Origin of the sequence: Lentibacillus cibarius (assembly GCF_005887555.1) — a bacterium.
GTDB lineage: Bacteria > Bacillota > Bacilli > Bacillales > Amphibacillaceae > Lentibacillus > Lentibacillus cibarius.
Genome location: NZ_VCIA01000001.1, coordinates 2,102,516 through 2,118,720, shown reverse-complemented (window position 1 = coordinate 2,118,720; position 16,205 = coordinate 2,102,516). Strand labels below are relative to the sequence as shown.

Annotated in this window: 20 protein-coding genes; 4 read left to right on the top strand and 16 right to left on the bottom strand. The window is 40.5% G+C overall.

The window, feature by feature from the left end:
- Positions 1-51: 51 nt before the first annotated feature.
- The gene (locus FFL34_RS10245; RefSeq protein WP_138603360.1) at positions 52-282 is read right to left on the bottom strand and encodes a group-specific protein; all 231 of its coding nucleotides are present in this window, start codon (positions 280-282) and stop codon (positions 52-54) included.
- A 190-nt stretch (positions 283-472) separates the two neighbouring features.
- Here FFL34_RS10245 and FFL34_RS10240 point away from each other — a divergent pair, with 190 nt between their 5' ends.
- Positions 473-1,246, top strand: a complete 774-nt coding sequence (locus FFL34_RS10240) for a DUF3891 family protein (protein ID WP_138603359.1) — start codon at positions 473-475, stop codon at positions 1,244-1,246.
- A 103-nt stretch (positions 1,247-1,349) separates the two neighbouring features.
- Here the strand turns inward: FFL34_RS10240 and FFL34_RS10235 are convergent, their stop codons facing one another.
- The 11 genes from FFL34_RS10235 to FFL34_RS10185 form a co-directional block, all read right to left on the bottom strand.
- A complete protein-coding gene (locus tag FFL34_RS10235; protein WP_138603358.1) occupies positions 1,350-2,075 on the bottom strand; it encodes an EcsC family protein in 726 nt (241 codons plus the stop codon).
- Positions 2,076-2,186: 111 nt separating this feature from the next.
- A complete protein-coding gene (locus tag FFL34_RS10230) occupies positions 2,187-2,885 on the bottom strand; it encodes a Crp/Fnr family transcriptional regulator (RefSeq protein WP_138603357.1) in 699 nt (232 codons plus the stop codon).
- Positions 2,886-3,003: 118 nt separating this feature from the next.
- Positions 3,004-5,841 carry a UPF0182 family membrane protein gene (locus FFL34_RS10225; protein ID WP_138603356.1) on the bottom strand — a complete coding sequence of 946 codons (2,838 nt, stop codon included), beginning with the start codon at positions 5,839-5,841 and terminating at the stop codon, positions 3,004-3,006.
- A gap of 188 nt (positions 5,842-6,029) precedes the next feature.
- Positions 6,030-6,491 carry a YndM family protein gene (locus tag FFL34_RS10220; RefSeq protein WP_138603355.1) on the bottom strand — a complete coding sequence of 154 codons (462 nt, stop codon included), beginning with the start codon at positions 6,489-6,491 and terminating at the stop codon, positions 6,030-6,032.
- A gap of 156 nt (positions 6,492-6,647) precedes the next feature.
- Positions 6,648-6,992 (bottom strand): bacillithiol system redox-active protein YtxJ, encoded by a 345-nt coding sequence (ytxJ, locus tag FFL34_RS10215; protein WP_138603354.1) that lies wholly within the window; start codon positions 6,990-6,992, stop codon positions 6,648-6,650.
- An 83-nt stretch (positions 6,993-7,075) separates the two neighbouring features.
- Positions 7,076-7,483 (bottom strand): secondary thiamine-phosphate synthase enzyme YjbQ, encoded by a 408-nt coding sequence (locus tag FFL34_RS10210; protein WP_138603353.1) that lies wholly within the window; start codon positions 7,481-7,483, stop codon positions 7,076-7,078.
- Between the two features lie 13 nt (positions 7,484-7,496).
- Entirely contained in the window at positions 7,497-8,180 is a 684-nt protein-coding gene (locus tag FFL34_RS10205; RefSeq protein ID WP_138603352.1) for an RluA family pseudouridine synthase, read from the bottom strand.
- A 114-nt stretch (positions 8,181-8,294) separates the two neighbouring features.
- On the bottom strand, positions 8,295-8,861 hold the full coding sequence (locus FFL34_RS10200; RefSeq protein ID WP_138603351.1) for an NADPH-dependent FMN reductase: 567 nt from the start codon (positions 8,859-8,861) through the stop codon (positions 8,295-8,297).
- A 117-nt stretch (positions 8,862-8,978) separates the two neighbouring features.
- Positions 8,979-10,004: a TolB family protein gene (locus FFL34_RS10195; protein ID WP_138603350.1), complete on the bottom strand. Its 1,026-nt coding sequence runs from the start codon at positions 10,002-10,004 to the stop codon at positions 8,979-8,981.
- A 3-nt stretch (positions 10,005-10,007) separates the two neighbouring features.
- Positions 10,008-10,883 (bottom strand): permease prefix domain 1-containing protein, encoded by an 876-nt coding sequence (locus FFL34_RS10190; RefSeq protein WP_138603349.1) that lies wholly within the window; start codon positions 10,881-10,883, stop codon positions 10,008-10,010.
- Positions 10,880-11,203, bottom strand: a complete 324-nt coding sequence (locus FFL34_RS10185) for a PadR family transcriptional regulator (protein WP_138604716.1) — start codon at positions 11,201-11,203, stop codon at positions 10,880-10,882. The genes FFL34_RS10190 and FFL34_RS10185 overlap by 4 nt, the downstream gene beginning before the upstream one ends.
- Positions 11,204-11,314: 111 nt before the next feature.
- Between FFL34_RS10185 and FFL34_RS10180 the strand changes: the two genes are divergently transcribed.
- Positions 11,315-11,524, top strand: coding sequence for a hypothetical protein (locus FFL34_RS10180; protein ID WP_138603348.1), 210 nt, complete (start codon positions 11,315-11,317; stop codon positions 11,522-11,524).
- A 312-nt stretch (positions 11,525-11,836) separates the two neighbouring features.
- On the top strand, positions 11,837-12,199 hold the full coding sequence (locus FFL34_RS10175) for a DnaJ family domain-containing protein (RefSeq protein WP_138603347.1): 363 nt from the start codon (positions 11,837-11,839) through the stop codon (positions 12,197-12,199).
- Positions 12,200-12,385: 186 nt separating this feature from the next.
- Here FFL34_RS10175 and FFL34_RS10170 read toward each other — a convergent pair whose 3' ends face one another.
- Both FFL34_RS10170 and FFL34_RS10165 read right to left on the bottom strand, forming a co-directional pair.
- Positions 12,386-12,628, bottom strand: a complete 243-nt coding sequence (locus FFL34_RS10170) for a hypothetical protein (RefSeq protein ID WP_138603346.1) — start codon at positions 12,626-12,628, stop codon at positions 12,386-12,388.
- A gap of 159 nt (positions 12,629-12,787) precedes the next feature.
- On the bottom strand, positions 12,788-14,269 hold the full coding sequence (locus tag FFL34_RS10165; protein WP_138603345.1) for a SulP family inorganic anion transporter: 1,482 nt from the start codon (positions 14,267-14,269) through the stop codon (positions 12,788-12,790).
- Positions 14,270-14,532: 263 nt separating this feature from the next.
- On the opposite strand from FFL34_RS10165, the gene FFL34_RS10160 reads away from it, so the two are divergent.
- Positions 14,533-14,949, top strand: coding sequence for a universal stress protein (locus FFL34_RS10160; RefSeq protein ID WP_138603344.1), 417 nt, complete (start codon positions 14,533-14,535; stop codon positions 14,947-14,949).
- A gap of 136 nt (positions 14,950-15,085) precedes the next feature.
- Here the strand turns inward: FFL34_RS10160 and FFL34_RS10155 are convergent, their stop codons facing one another.
- Both FFL34_RS10155 and FFL34_RS10150 read right to left on the bottom strand, forming a co-directional pair.
- A complete protein-coding gene (locus FFL34_RS10155; protein WP_138603343.1) occupies positions 15,086-15,631 on the bottom strand; it encodes an LOG family protein in 546 nt (181 codons plus the stop codon).
- A 197-nt stretch (positions 15,632-15,828) separates the two neighbouring features.
- A complete protein-coding gene (locus FFL34_RS10150) occupies positions 15,829-16,200 on the bottom strand; it encodes a thiol-disulfide oxidoreductase DCC family protein (protein WP_325053269.1) in 372 nt (123 codons plus the stop codon).
- Positions 16,201-16,205 lie beyond the last annotated feature (5 nt).

Sequence of the window (16,205 nt, the reverse complement as noted above, 5' to 3'; positions counted from 1 at the left end):
AGTCCCCATAGGAAGGGCCTCCCGGAGTACCATCGGGAAGCCGTCTAAACTTTATCCACTGATAAGCGAGTGCAGCTTCTTATTCCGGTCTAACCGTTCCTCTTCCGAAGCGAGATCATATTTTTTCAACAAATGAAAAAGCGTGTTCAATGTTTCCTGTCCGTGACTATTATCTAAAAATCGGTTTATTTTTGTAATTAAATCTTTAGGCAAAAAACTTTTTAGACTCTCTAGCTTTTCCACAACATCCTGATGTGAATGATCAATCATGCATTTCCCCATTTTGTTCACCTCCTTCATGCATCTTTCTAACACATATGATACCATACATCTTTTATAAGCATCATCCTAGCCCTTGTCTGCCACTGAATTGTGTTCATTTGTAAAACTTACGTCCGGTTTCGTATACTGGATTTAATACTGGGTTCCAACTGAAACTTCATTCATCACCATACGGGAAAGGGTGTCATTAATGATTGTGCGGGATAGCCAAGAAGCGTTTGTTATGATTGAACAGGAACATCATGCCAAACTGTCCGGAGAAATGGCAGCTTGTCTCAAAGCAACGATTTTGCCGGGGAATGAATTCAAACAATCTGTTCTATACGCCATTAAAAATCATGATTATGCATGGAAAGAGTTGGATAAGCAGCCGTTCTGGAATGACCAAAAACAACAGCCTTATAACTTCACGGATTTTCGCAACCCACCTAAAACTGTTTTTTACAAACACGGAATTGATGAGGTAGAAAAACAGGACACTTATGCTGCATTATTGTGCAGCGAACATTATACGCGTTTCCTTCTTAATGATTCGAATGAAGCTGCACGTTCATTTGTACTATTTGAAAGACAACGTCAGGAGCGGATCCGTCAAACCGTGGGTGCGTTTGATGAGGAAAGATTTTTTATTCACTATGGATTACTTCAGTTTCTAGATAACCTGTCTTTATTTGTTTGTCTGAATGAACCGGGATCAGCAAAACAAGATGAGCATCCCTTTTTCAAAGATGGCATTCCAGTTTCTTCTTCGCTTTCGCCATTTTTAAATACAACCAAGGTTAACCTCCGCTGGAAGAACGAACAGACAGTTGTCATGGACACATCCCCATTCAGCCGTCCGATTGATATAACACTGGAACAAAAATGGTTACCAAAAGAAACTGTCTTCGCTAAAGGGGTGATTAATAGTTACGTTAATGCTGACATGCAAAAAGTCCCCATTCGCTTAACCGCACCTATATAGTACATGGGGACATAGAGAATCGCTGGACTTTATTAAGGAGCGCAGTGTAACTGGGATAAGGTAACACTGCGCACGTACGAATCATACGCGAAGCACAAGCTCTTTAATAATCACGCGGCTGGGTAAACAAAAGTCTTATACGATAGGCATTCATCGCCGTTTCTCCTAACGTATCAAGCAAGTTGTGATTGGCATAAGCTCCGACAATAGCACCGAAGCCTGGTAGCAGCTGTAACAATTTTATTAAGTCAAGGTAATCACGATATTCTTGCTGAAACACCTGCCAATCCATATCAGTGAGCCGCTTTTTTTCAGTTTGCCAGTTTTCTATAATATAATATGTCCTCCTGCGTGTGGCATCTCTGGAAAAGGCAAGCTGGAACACGTGAAGAATGTATAGACGCTCTTCATAGCTATTTGTGTCAAATCCATAAATGGCTGCAGCTTCAAATAAAAACTTCATTTTAATAGATAAAAGCATTGGAAAATCGGCGAGCCCAAGAAAGAAACCACCCGCGCCTGTTCCGGCCCCTTCCACAACGGCTGTCTTACGGTAGGATGTGAGCTTTTCTTTCAATAACTCATCCTGTTCATAAAGACTTAAACCCGCTGATTGGTGCTTATTAGTTGTTATATCAGATCCAACCAATGTAGCTTGAACCATCTTTTTCAAACTTTCCGTTATAATCTTGTGAGCTTTATCGGGAATCATCCTATTAATTTTTGTCTGCGTCTTTTTTGAAAGCTGGGTTATAAAACCTGGACGCTTTAATACGTCTCTTCTCCATGCCTGCAGTTCATTATATACCTTTTCTTCATAAGAATACATGTTAATACCATCCTCTATTATTCCATACTGTATTATACGATTGTCGCAAAAAAATGATTCAGGTAAGGTGATATTTGCATGGATGGCATGTAAAACATAACTTTGAACCAGTTAATCGTCAATAGCACGCAATGCGTCCAAGTCAAGAACCTTAATCTTGCGTTGGCCGGTCTGTTCAATCCAGCCGCTTTCTTCAAAATTTGTCAGGCGCCGACTTAATGTTTCTTGTGTACTGCCAATATAGGAAGCAAGGTCTTTCTTACTCATCGGCAATGTAATTTTAAAAGAATCGTGTACTTTCACTTGTTCAATTAAAAAAGAGGCCAGCCGTTTTTCGACATCTTGTGAGCTAAGCCGTTCAATATTCTTTTCCGCTTGCCTAAGGCGTTTTGTGCTTTCCGCAAGCAGCTTAAATGCGATTGCAGGTTTTTCTTCAAGTAGCACCTGTAAATCAGATTTATGAATAGCACATATCTCCGTCGGTTCCATCGCCTCAGCATAACTTGTCAGCCATTCATCCGTAAATATGGCCAGTTCACCCATGAAATCACCGGGTTCCAAAATTCGGATTAGCTGTTCTTTCCCGGACTCTGAAAGGTTATAGATTTTTACTTTGCCTTTGTGGACGATATATAAGTATTCAGAAGGGGAGCCCGCTTGAAAGATCATTTCTCTTTTATCATACTTCTTGCTTCTGCTTGTTTGAGCAACCTCAACTTGTTCTGAATGGTCTAAATGGTTGAATATCGGTACTAATGATACACAGAGTTTTTTAGCTGAATGGTTACATTCCAAACTATCCTCCGCCATACCCACACCTCCCGTATTTGGTTAATTCCAATTTCATTATAACAAATTGTAGACAAATAATGTAAAAATCGGGATAACGCCATAGGCGCGCATCCCGATTTTTATATTTCTTTATCCATTATTCTTTATCTTTGGCTGTTTTCTGGTCACTGGAGGACTCAGTTGCATTAGAATTTTTTCCTTTATCATTAGAAGGTTCCGGATTGTCAGGTGCAGGTACTTTCGTTTCATTATCCAGCATCCCTTCTAGTTCATCCATTATTTCAGCAGCTTTTTGCCAATCACCACTGGATAATGCCTGTTTATAGTCCTTAAACAAATCGGAAAACTCCTGCAGTTGTTCCTCAGCACCGATAATTGGCTGGGATGAGTCCGGCTTGTCATCTTCCTGATCGCCTTGTTCTCCTTCATCCTCCGCTTTTGGATCGACGGTCTTCAACATTTCCTCAAGCGCCTTATCGAAGTTTGCCTCCATAACAATTTGGTCACCATAGGCGAGGACAACCCGTTTCACTTCGGGTAGCGATGTTTCATTATTCGATTCAATGTAAATTGGCTCCACATATAAAACCGTATCTTCAATCGGTATAGCAAGCAAATTACCACGAATAACTTCTGATCCACCTTGCGACCATAAGTTCAGTTCCTGAGAAATTTCACTATCCTGATTGATTCTGTTCTCAATTTGTTGTGGACCGTAAATGTTTCGCTGTTTTGGAAAACGGTACACAAATATGTCACCATAATTATCCCCGTCATTACGCACACCCATCCAAGCAATCATGTTCTGCCTGTTTTTCGGTGTGTATGGAATCATTAAAATAAATTCCTCTTCATCCTGATTAGGTAGTTTCAATGTCGTATAATATGGCTCCATCGTCGTGTCTTCATTGAAATATTTTTCCGTTGGGAACTGCCAAAAGTCTTCCCGATTATAGAATACTTCCAAGTCGGACATATGATACGTACCATACATAGACGCCTGAACAGTGAACAGTTTTTCCGGATACCGGAAGTGGGCTTTAATATCTTCAGGAATATCTTCTGTAAATAAATCCGGGAATATATTTCTAAATGTCTGCATCAACGGGTCATCAGGCTCTGCAATATAGAAATTCACTTCACCTGTATAAGCGTCAATCGAAACTTTCACCGAATTTCGGATATAATTGGTTTCTCCCTGAAATGCTTCCGAATATGGATAACTTTCTGCCGTCAAATAAGCATCGAGCATCCAGACGGTACTTCCATCATCACGAACCACTAGATAAGGATCCTGGTCATACGTAAAAAACGGAGCGATTCGGTTTACGCGATCCATAATGTTTCTTGTATCCAGAAGCTGACTGTCGCTTGTTACTTGATCAGATATCAACATACGGAATGAGCCTTCATTTAATGCAAACAGCAGTCGATTGATACCACTCAGAGAGATACCTGTATTCGCTTTAAAGCGTGTATCCACATTCTCATCACCTGATGGGTAGTCAAACTCTTCCACTTTACTATTGACAATTACATTTTTATACGGTTCCTCACCAAAGTAAATTTGTGGACGTTCGACATCCATACTGCCTTCCGGGGGCAGATTTTTCAGCATGTACTCCGGTTGTCCCTGTGGTGTCACCTGATTGACGTGACTCATAGCCAGACCATATCCGTGTGTATACCGTAAATTTTGGTTAACCCATGTTTTAGCCTGACTTGGGAGGTCTGTTGTATTTAACTCCCTTGCCCCCAAAAATACCTGCTCGTAATTGCCGTCAATCTTATAACGATCAATGTCAACATCATTAAATTCATAATACGTACGGAACGTCTGCAGCTGGTTATAAACATCCAGCAATGGGCGTGAATCATTCATTCGTACGTTATCGATGGTTCCGCTGTTACGTTCGACCATCTCCTGAGTCAGTGATTTGTTGCCGGGATGTTGTCTTTCCTCGATACTGTCTAAGTCATATGCGGCTTTGGTATACGACAAATCATCCTCCAAATAAGGTTTCTCTTTTGAAAACTCATTTGGCGACACAATGAAATTCTGAACAACGACTGATGCTCCCTGCCCAATAATGGCTAACCCCACATAAACAGCAATGGGAACAACAACAGATCGCAGTCTGCCTCGAACCAGTGCAACGATCATCCAAATAGTCATAATAATTGCCACTGCAGCCAGTATATAAGCCTTCGGAACATTAATGAGATCGTCCGTATAGCTCAAGCCCGTTACAACGCTTTGTTGAAACAGATTCACCTGGTTTGTTGACAATGTATCAAATGGCTGGAGTACATGGTTCGCAGCTAAAAGTAAGCCAATCACACCGAGTGTTGTACCCAGATGCATTTGCGCTGAACGGCTTAGCCGATACATTTGAAACACGGAATATGCCCCAATTTCCAGTAAAAGGAAAAACACACTCAAACCTATTAAAACAAAAACAATAAACTTCAGGAACGGTAACACATACACATAAAAGGATATATCCATATCAAAGTATGGATCCGTTTGTCCGAATGAAACATGATTAAGGAATTTCAGCGTTCTTTCCCAGCCGATACCTTGGATAACACTGCTTCCGAATAAACCAATGATTGCTGATATGCCAATCATAATAAAGATAATTGCTTTTCGACGCAGTAAAATCGGTGGTAATTGGTTGGGGTCAAAGTGCTTCATATACGATCGCCGAATCCAATACAACGTAAAGAATGTCCCCGCTGCAAACAAAATAAATCCAGCAACAGCTAAAAGTATTTTGCTGGATAGAATCGTTGTGAAAACACCAGCATAATCAAGCGAATCCATCCAAATATAATCCGTTATTAAACCGAGACTGAGGACACCGGCAATTATCACCAGAATGAGCGCAAGCACTAAGTAGCCGATCCAATTAAACTTTTTATTAAATTTTATTTTCCGGCCGCCACCGGAACCCCCGTCAAAAATTTCCACTATTTTTCCTCTCCCTTTTCATCCATAAAGCTTCCACTCCCTATGATACATGACTTACATCAAGAATGAAAATGATAATTGTACTTTTTCACGGATAAAGGGGTGTAAGATTTCAAAAAACTATGGTAACTTACAACCTACCTTAACAAACTTGCTTTTTTTACGACAGCCGACAGCTGTGTTCTTCTTTATAAATGGTCATGTTGATTTTCTTTACCATCGGTTGTAGTCGATTCTAACTCCTCGCTAAATTCTGTCTGCAGTCGTCCAACATCCGGTGATTCAATCGTTTCATTCGATCTGTCTTTTTCCATTTTTTCCTTTATATACGTATGAATGAATGGTTCACAGCAGGCAATAAAAAAAGCGGCCATCAGAGAGATGCTCACTAATGGAACACTAGCTTCAATAAGCATAGATCCTAATAACCAAAGTGCAATAAAAGCCAGCGGAAAATCCACAATCGAGGCTGTAACATTGCCAAATCGTCGCAGTATAAGTACATCGCCAACAAGAAAGGTAATTCCTGTTAGCAATACACTAACCCAAAATAAATTCATCAAATTTGCGTTATAAAAAATCCCAAACAATGATAAAACGGTAATACCAATAACAATTACCTTGATTCCAAGTGTTTTTAAATAAATCATGAGTCATGACACACCTTCCTTTTTTCAGTTAGTTATAGTGTGTCTGAGAGGAATGGATTTATTCTTGATAATTCATGATACAAATTCATAATAAGCGCTTTATACATACGGAAATAATAAATGCCACAGCTAAGGTTGCTGCAGCATTTGTTTACTTCACTTGTTTTCCAATGCGTTACCAATTGAGTCAACAGTTATTTGAGAATGGGAAGTGTGCCAAAGGACTTTCCTATTCCGGATAAGGAAAATTTGTGGTGATTCATGCTTCACACCAGTCTGTTCTGCAATTTGATTGGATATATCCCTGTTTTCAATCACCTTGACCATGTATGCATCCATTTCGCTTCCCGATGATTCCAAAAAAGTTTGATACTGTTTAAACGCATTAGCGCTGATGGGACACGTAGTACTGTGCTTGAATAGTAATACCGGCGTTTCCGTTGAACGTTGCCATACCCGTTCCAAATCTTGACTTGACTGCAGATCTTTTAATTCAGCCATGAATATCCCTCCATTATTAATGTTTCCCTGGATAAGATTCCCTTTCATTAAAGAATAATTGCGCAGGTCCACGTTTTTCATCTTTAACCCTCAAGTATCTTAACATGTACCGTTCTTGTTCGCGGTCCGTCGAATTCGCAAAAATAGACACTCTGCCACGTGCCGAGAACTAGACGGCCATCTGCTATGATTAACGTTTCACTTGCACCAATCACCGACGACTTCATATGTCCGTCTGAATTTCCTTCCATATGAATGTACGCCGGTTTGTTAGGAAATGTCTCGTCAAGCCCGCGTTTTAAATCCGTTTTGACATCCGGATCAGCGTTTTCATTTATTGTTATTGCTCCCGTTGTATGTGGACAATAGACAATCATGACACCATCCTGTACACCAGTTTCAGCAAGGATCTCATCTAAATAATGATCCAGATTGATGAAGGCCTGTTTTTCATGTGTTGGTATGGTAAATGTATGAACTAATTTCCCCACAATACCAGCTCCTTTAATTGCAATAGTCCTTCCAAAGATTCCATGGATACGCTTTGGGCGGCAAGGAATCAATCGTGGTTAAAGTCTTTTTCGTCGGATGTTCAAATGAAAGGGTATGCGACCATAAGGCAATCTGTTGTCCTGGTTTGTTTACATCCTGTCCATATTTTTGATCACCATATATCGGACAGCCAATGGATGCAAGCTGCACACGAATCTGATGCGGCCTTCCGGTATGAAGCTTGACTGAAACAAGGCATAGGTCATCATTTTTTCCAATAACTTCATACGAAAGCACTGCTTTTTTCGCTTGTTTATTTTTTGGTGAAACAATATGTGATTTGTTTTCCCGCTTATCTTTTAGTAAATAATCCTCCAAAATTGCCTGATCTCTTGATGGGGTGCCCCTAACAACCGTAAGATAATGTTTGTCAATAGTATTTCTGCGCAAGGCATCCGACAGACGTGATGCCGCCTTGGACGTCTTAGCAAACACCATCACACCACCAACCGGACGATCAAGGCGATGGACAAGTGCTAAATATACATTTCCTGGTTTCTGGTAACGCACCTTAATATCCTCTTTCAGCATGCTCAGTACATCAGGATCACCGGTATTGTCTTCTTGTACGGGTATGTTGACCGGTTTTTCAACAACAAGCAGATGATTATCTTCATAAAGGATGGGAATCTTCATCTACAGCACCCCCTTTTCTAGTTTATTGCTTCAGGTAGCAGTCCTACTAACAAGATTATACAAAATGACACGAAGAAGCTGCGATTATTTCTTCGTGTCATCTCCTTGATAAGTTTAAAACGGGAATGCTGATCCCTTCACCTTTTTAATCTCGCTGAACACATTGACTCCTCGCACCGTATCATCGGCTAGCCTGTTCAGTCTGAAAATCGTATCATCATCAACAAGTCGTTTCTGATAATAATGTTTTTCCTCCACAAACACATATTTCGGAATGATAACTGCTTTCATATAGGAAAGGACTGGTTTAAGTTGATGTTCCGGTACAAGATAATGTTTGCCGGAACCTGCCGTCGCAACAATACCCACAACTTTATCCTGGAAAGCATTATTCGGCAACAAGTCAAATAAGTTCTTTAACGTACCTGGAATCGATGCTTGGAATATCGGCGTTCCAATAATATAAGCATCTGCTTCCATTACTTTCTCCAATACCTCTTTGGTATCACCTGTATACTCCCGGTAATCCCGACCGTCACTAAAAACAAGCTGATACGAACTTAAATCGATTAGTTCTGCGTCTATTTCCTCATGTTCCTGATTGATTCTATTTAAAATATGTTGCACAGCAATTCGTGTTTTTGATCCAACTATAGATCCGGATATTCCAATTACTTTCAAAACCGTTTCCCCCTCAAAGCTGCCTGATAGAAACTACTTATTATATTTCCTTGTGATTGCTATTTTACACAAAAATGTAGTAAAAGACAGCTATTTGAACTGGGGAAACGTTCATATTCAACCGTTTCCCAACTCATCAGGCATCTCGATCGACACACGTTTCCGTTTTTCGCTATCCATGCGAATCTGCCAATAACTGTACTCCGGATCTCGACCGGCAAAATTTTTATCTACTGTGACAATCAGTTTATTCTCATTATGGAAGAATGTCGGACTTGTCACATGCTCATAGAAGGAAGTAAGTTGCTTTGCCTGCTTTGTTTCTATATCCATTCGAAAGGCTTCGTAAACGAAAATACCATCTTCATCTTTCGTAGCTACATCAGTAAAAACAACATGCTCACCATCTGGTGACAGTGTCGGTGATGAAAAAATCGGCGCTTTGGAGGCAAAATCACCCATAGGTACCATGGTCTTCTCCTTCCCATCCTTGATAGAACGAAACACAAGCTGATCCGTATCCTGGTATGTTCTGTACATCAGCTTGCTACCATCCGGTGTTACTTCCAGAGATGACATGTCGTATGCCTTTTTGGATGTTATTTGTTTCGTTTCCCCTGTTTGTAAATCTAGACGAAAAATGTCAAAGTCGTGTGGCCTTTTGGAAGCAATGGGTGAATAATTTTTATATGTGCCAGCTTTGAGGAAATACAATGATTTGCCGTCCGACGAAAAGGCTGCCTCGGTGACATAGCCATCTGTATTGACCCGTTGTGCCACTGACTTCTTTTTTCGCTTGAGTATTCGCAGCTGGCTGTATCTTTTGTCCTCTGTTTCCCACTGTTCGACAAAGGCAACCTTTTCCCCATTCGGAGAAAATGTCGGGTTAAGAAACGACTTCCCTTCCTCTGGCTTTGCCAAAAGTTCCGCTTTCCCGCCGCTGACAGGAACGGTATATAACGCGGCATCATCACCATCATAGTAGGAAAATACAAGTTCGCTATCATCCGGGGCAATGTCCGTTGACCGACCGAATCCGGAAAATCCATCCGGCTCGCTTGCCAGCGACCCTGTTCCCCATAAAATTAAAAACAACATCAACATACCGGTGATGAAACTGATATTTTTCATTTTTAGCGACATATCCTAAAGCCACCTTCCTGGGATAAGAATCAGAATGGACAACGGGATAGCGATAGACAACACTGAAATAACAAATCCCGTTATGATGGAAATTAGCGGTTTCTTTGTAATATGACCCATTTGAAATTTATACGCGATTAGCCATATAATAATCGGAGCAATATTCAAAAGAGCGAATAGGCTTCTTTCCATAGTAAACAGAAACGCCCAAAGAAAGAATAAACTCACACAAACGACAGCAACACCGAATAACAAATTCACTACATAGCTGGTCAACACAAGTCCGCGTTTCTGTTGTTTATTGTCAGTCAGGTTGTTTGAATAATACGAATTGCGAATGATGGCAACGATACCCATTCCAACCAAAAGCAATGCATAAATACCGAATATGATGATCTGCCACTGGGACCCTTGTAAGGTTAGAAGATTAATCCCATTCCAGATAACGTTGATAAACAACACTAAATGAAGCAGGTAAACGTACCTTCCTGCAATTGAAATATTAATGGCGGCTAATGTAACAAGACTTCCTGTAAAAAATTGAATCGCAAGCCATATGGGAATGGGGTCATGCAGCAAAAACGCAGCACTCATAAAATTAAGCACACCAAACAGAATGCTTCCCATACCAATCGTGTACAAAAGTCCACGCTGGTACGGATACATCGCCTCCTGCAGCTGATGACCCGCGTTATTAGAATTTCCAAACTCCACTATTGCCCGCTTTTCTGCTTGTTTTTCTGTCAAACCTTCATTCATATAATGCTGTTTCGCTTCCTCCAAATGGCTGAGGAGCTCCTCGCGCAATTCTTCCCGTTCACCATTTGCACTCTGTGTTTGTTCCAGCATTTTTTGAACATGCTTTTCCAATCGATTCATGATATGTCCCCCGAAGTTTTCGTAATAAGATTATGGACATTGTTCCATTCCGTCAGCTTTTTTTCCAATTCCGCTTTCCCGTCATCAGTGATTCGATAATACTTTCGCCGTCCATGGTCAGTGTCATGCCAATAGGAATGGAGCCACTGTTTTTTCTCCATCCGTTTCAATGCCGGATAAAGCGTCCCTTCCCCCATGTTATAAAGCTGTTCACTCTTTTCTTTTAACACTTTAACCATTTCATAACCATACATATCTTTTCCATTCAGTAAATTGAGCAACAAAATATCGATACTGCCTTTCATAATCTCACGGTCCATTTTCACATCACCTCTCCTGTTATTGTAATACGATGTACATCGTATTACAAGGGTGAAAAAGAAGACATAAAAACATATGTACAACACAACTTATGTAGTGAGGTGAATGAAATGAAAAAACAACATAAAAAGAAATTTGATCAGCCAGCACAAGCGAATATGGACGGCGAGTTAAGCATTAGCGACGGACTGGATGCTAATCATCCTTTTAAAGAGGAGGACAATCCTGCCGGCGATTCAGTGGATGAACATAAGGAACTGGAAGCAGCCAATGAACTTATGGCTAAAAAACAGCTATCGCAAGTAAATAACAATTCATAAGTTCTGAATTAAGGCACAAACTCTGGTTGTAGTCGGTCTCACAGGGTTGATGTTCGCCGTGAACCGTGGATATCCCTTATACCTCAACGAACAAAGGTATCGATTTTTTTCGATACCTCTGTTCACACCCCGTACCAGCCAAGAAAACTTATCTTTTAAAAACCAATCAAGCAAGATACATGCCGTCAAGAAAGTGTCATCCTATGATATAATATAGGTATAAACGTGTACTGTTGGAGGAGATTAACATGAATCTTCTCAGGAAAACAAACATAAGTGTAGAAAAAGTTTCACTTAAAAGGGAGGATGACCATGTACTTGATCGTGGAAGACAAAATCAAGGAAGCAATCGAGAATGGTGATTTTGACGACTTGCCAGGCAAAGGTAAAAAGCTTGATCTACGGGATGAGTTGCCAGGCCTATCACCAGAACTCAATCAGGCATACAAAATGCTTAAAAATGCCGGCTTTGTTCCTGAAGAAAATGAAGACAAAAAGACCGGGGAAAGCACAACTTCCGGGGATTTATTAACCTATGCCACGGGTGAAACACAAAACAGCAAGGCACAGAAACAGAAAGAAGCCGAAGCGTTCGTTCAAAAAAGAAAGTTGCATCTCAACTCCGCCTACCAAACCTACCGACAAAAGATACTCAAAAGATTATCCCGGGGATGATTAATTGTATGGATGCTCCAACTCCAAACCAATCAGCGTCCCTGACTTTCTTTTGCAATGGCAAAATAACTTATTCAGTCGGCATTCACCTCGTCTTATAAAGAATGCCGAAGTTTTTATTATAAGGTCAGCCTCATTGTATTCTTATAAAATAATTACAGTCATCAAAAATAAAAGAACGCTACTTCAGTGGGTCTTTTTTAATTTTGAAATCAGTTCTATAACCAAATACTTCACAACATAATATGTTACTGTTAATGCCAAAAACCATCTAATATTATGGATAAGCTCACCTGCCATAATCCAAATCCAACCAATTCCAAAGACCCCAAAATTGAGAGCCTTTTCTACTGAAACTCCTATATAAAATGCAAAAAACATAAAAGCCATCGGGATTGCCGATAACATTTTTTGTATATTTTGTTTCACAAAAACTCTCCCATAGTTGCTTATGTATAAAACACAATTATTCAACACTATTTTTTCCACATTGATAAAGGAACAAGATATTCTGCAAAGATATTATCATGAAATAAAAAAAGCATCCAGATGCTGCAATGGAGCATCTGGATGCTTTTAAATCGTTTATTATTCATTAACCGCTTCTTGCAGGTTCTCTGTTTTGGGGTGGGCTGTCAGTTTTTCCAGTAATTGATTACTTTCCGCATTCAATCCGCTCAATTGAACTTTCACACCATTTTGTTCATATTTCATAACTACCTTATCAATCGCACCGACGGCAGAATCATCCCAAAGGTGTGCATGTGTCAGGTCTAATTTAACTTCTTCAACAGAATCGTTAAAATCAAAGCTTTCCACAAATTCCGTTACGGAAGCAAAAAACAATTGTCCTGATATACGGTAGACTTTTTTAGCTGCCATATCGGAAGCCAATTCAGTAACGTTTACCTTAGAAATTTTAGACGCGAAGAAAACGGCGCTTAAAACAATGCCAACCAGAACACCTTTTGACAGATCATGTGTCAGCAAAACGGTGATGACGGTGGCTATCATGACCACTGTATCACTAAGCGGTACTTTATGAATCGTCTTTAGAGATGACCACTCAAATGTGCCAATGGACACCATAATCATCACACCCACTAATGCTGCCATCGGAATTTTTACTAAAAAGTCATTTAACAGCATGATTAATACCATGAGGAACACACCCGCTGTCAATGCAGACAGTCGGCCTCGTCCACCTGACTTCACATTGATAACGGACTGGCCAATCATTGCACAACCCGCCATTCCACCAAAGAATCCAGATACGATATTGGCCATCCCTTGTCCTTTGGCTTCTCTGTTTTTGTCGCTTGTCGAATCTGTCATATCATCGACAATGGAAGCCGTCAGTAGTGATTCCACGAGTCCTACAATCGCAATAGATAATGAGTATGGAAAAATAATCTGCAGCGTTTCAAAATTTAACGGAATGTCCGGTAAAAGGAAAAACGGTAATTGCTGCGTTAATTCACCCATATCCCCCACTGTACGGACACCGCTTCCCGTCATCATTGCGATGACAGTAATGGTAATGATTGCTACCAATGGTGATGGAACAGCCTTTGTAAACCGCGGAAGAATATAAATAATAGCTAAAGCCCCACCAACCATGGCATACATCGGCCAGGATTCACCTTTAAAATGTGTCAGCTGTGCAGTGAAAATCAAAATGGCTAAGGAGTTTACAAAACCTACCATAACCGAGCGCGGGACAAACTTCATCAATCGCCCCAGTTTAAGAACGCCCATTAAAATCTGCAATATCCCTGTTAAAATCGTGGCAGCAAGCAAATATTGCAACCCATGTTCGGCTACCAATGTAACCATTAATAACGCCGTTGCACCTGTTGCAGCGGAAATCATTCCCGGCCGTCCACCAACAAAAGCAATCACAACAGCAATACAGAACGATGCATATAGTCCAACCATCGGATCCACACCGGCAATAATTGAAAAAGCAATCGCCTCAGGTATCAACGCCATTGCTACTACTATACCAGCCAGTACATCACCTTTGATATTACTGAACCACGAAGATTGAATTATTGTGTTACTGTTCATGAAGCACCTCTTTCTAATTTAGTATATGATGACTCTCAACTCTCATGAAAGTCGGGTCGTTGTGAACAAAATGTATTATATCTTGTTTTAAGGCATTTGTGAAGTCGCCATGTAAACGTGATCATTGTCACTTTCCTTTATTTTTCGGTTGTTTCCTTTCACATAATGATTCATGCTATAATAGAAAAAACTTGAAGAATAATTGGCGGCAAGTAAACTGTACTAACTCTTCTTTTAAAGTTGAGGCTGGAGGGGAATAACCTATGTTTAAAAAGATTCTTTTAGCAACGGACGGTTCGGAGCATGCCATTCGCGCAGGGGAAAAAGCAATGGAACTGGCAAGCTTCGATCAGCATGCACAAGTTGATATCATTTATGTTATTGACGGTAAAGACTCTAAAGAAGAAGTCATTGATAACTGGGGTAAAGACACGTCACAAAAGCGCAAAGAGAAGCTGGCATTTATTGAACAAAAAGCAAAGCATGCCAATATCAAATATGATGTGATCTTTCTTCACGGCGAACCAGGGCCCACCATCGTCAACTATGCCAACAAACATCATTACGATATTGTTATTATAGGAAGTCGCGGATTAAACACACTGCAAGAAATGGTATTGGGCAGTGTCAGCCATAAAGTAGCTAAGCGTGTGGATTGCCCTGTCATGATTGTGAATTGATTCCGTCCAAACTTACAAAAGTTTCATCCTTGGTTAACTATCCAGCGCTCGTGGACATTTTCATTTAGCCAAACGATGTGAATCGGGTTATCTTCTTTAAGGCTGCTCCGATCGATTGCTGACTTTTCAACAGAAGTTAGTCGTTGGCGGCAGTAAACTTTTCTATGAGCGTTTCAGGTGATGCATCTACAAGAACGATAGAACGATACGTTTCATCTAAAAACTGCTGATCTGCCATATGATGAAAAAGCGATACAAGCGGGTCATAATAATGATCAGTATTTAGAAGTCCTAAAGGCTTTTGATGCACCCCCAGCTGAGCCAATGTGAATATTTCCATGAACTCCTCCAGCGTCCCCGGTCCTCCCGGTAGAGCGATAAAACCATCGGCCAAATCGGTCATTTTTGCCTTTCGTTCATGCATCGACTGAACAACATATAATTCCGTTAAGTCAGGATGTGCCACTTCCCGGTCCTTTAACAGCTCAGGAATGACTCCGATGGCTAGTCCACCGTTTTCCAAAACTGCATTCGCAACTGCCCCCATCAATCCGACACTCGCACCTCCGTACACGAGCGTTATTTCCTTTCTTGCCAATTCCTTCCCGAGCCGAATAGCACCTTGTCGATACGCATCAGAAACGCCATCGCTGGAACCACAAAAAACGGCTAAACGTTTCATCTTAACCCCCCCGAATCATCAATCCGACATCCATATTCTTCTCATTTTTATTTTGTCATTGTATCGGCCATTGACGATTCACCAGTAGATTGACTAAAAGTTCTGCACCTTAGCTACTCTATAATTGCTGTTTAAAATATTCACCGATGAACCCGTTTCCCCCTGCTACAATTACTTTCTTCATAAAAATCGATCTCTTATTTCGGGAGATGGCAGCGAACAGCTTTTTTTTTCCCGAACCATTTGTATCTATTCCTCGCTACAATGGTATAAACAGGATCACGTAATGGTTTTGGTACCATCAACAACAGAGAGCATAACTTCCATAAGCCTTTTAAATGCTTGCAAATCCTTAGCGCTGCTGATGATTTAACGTAATATTGGTTGCCTGTAACATAAACGAGGCTGTCAACATCCGCAGGGGCACCATATTTGTCTAAAATCATTTGCCCAATGTCACTTTGTAGAGATGCAAATTGATAAACAGCTTTTTTATCTCTTTTTAAGATGAATTGAACACTTCGGTCGCAAAAATGGCATACTCCATCAAACAAAATGATGTGACTCATAAGAA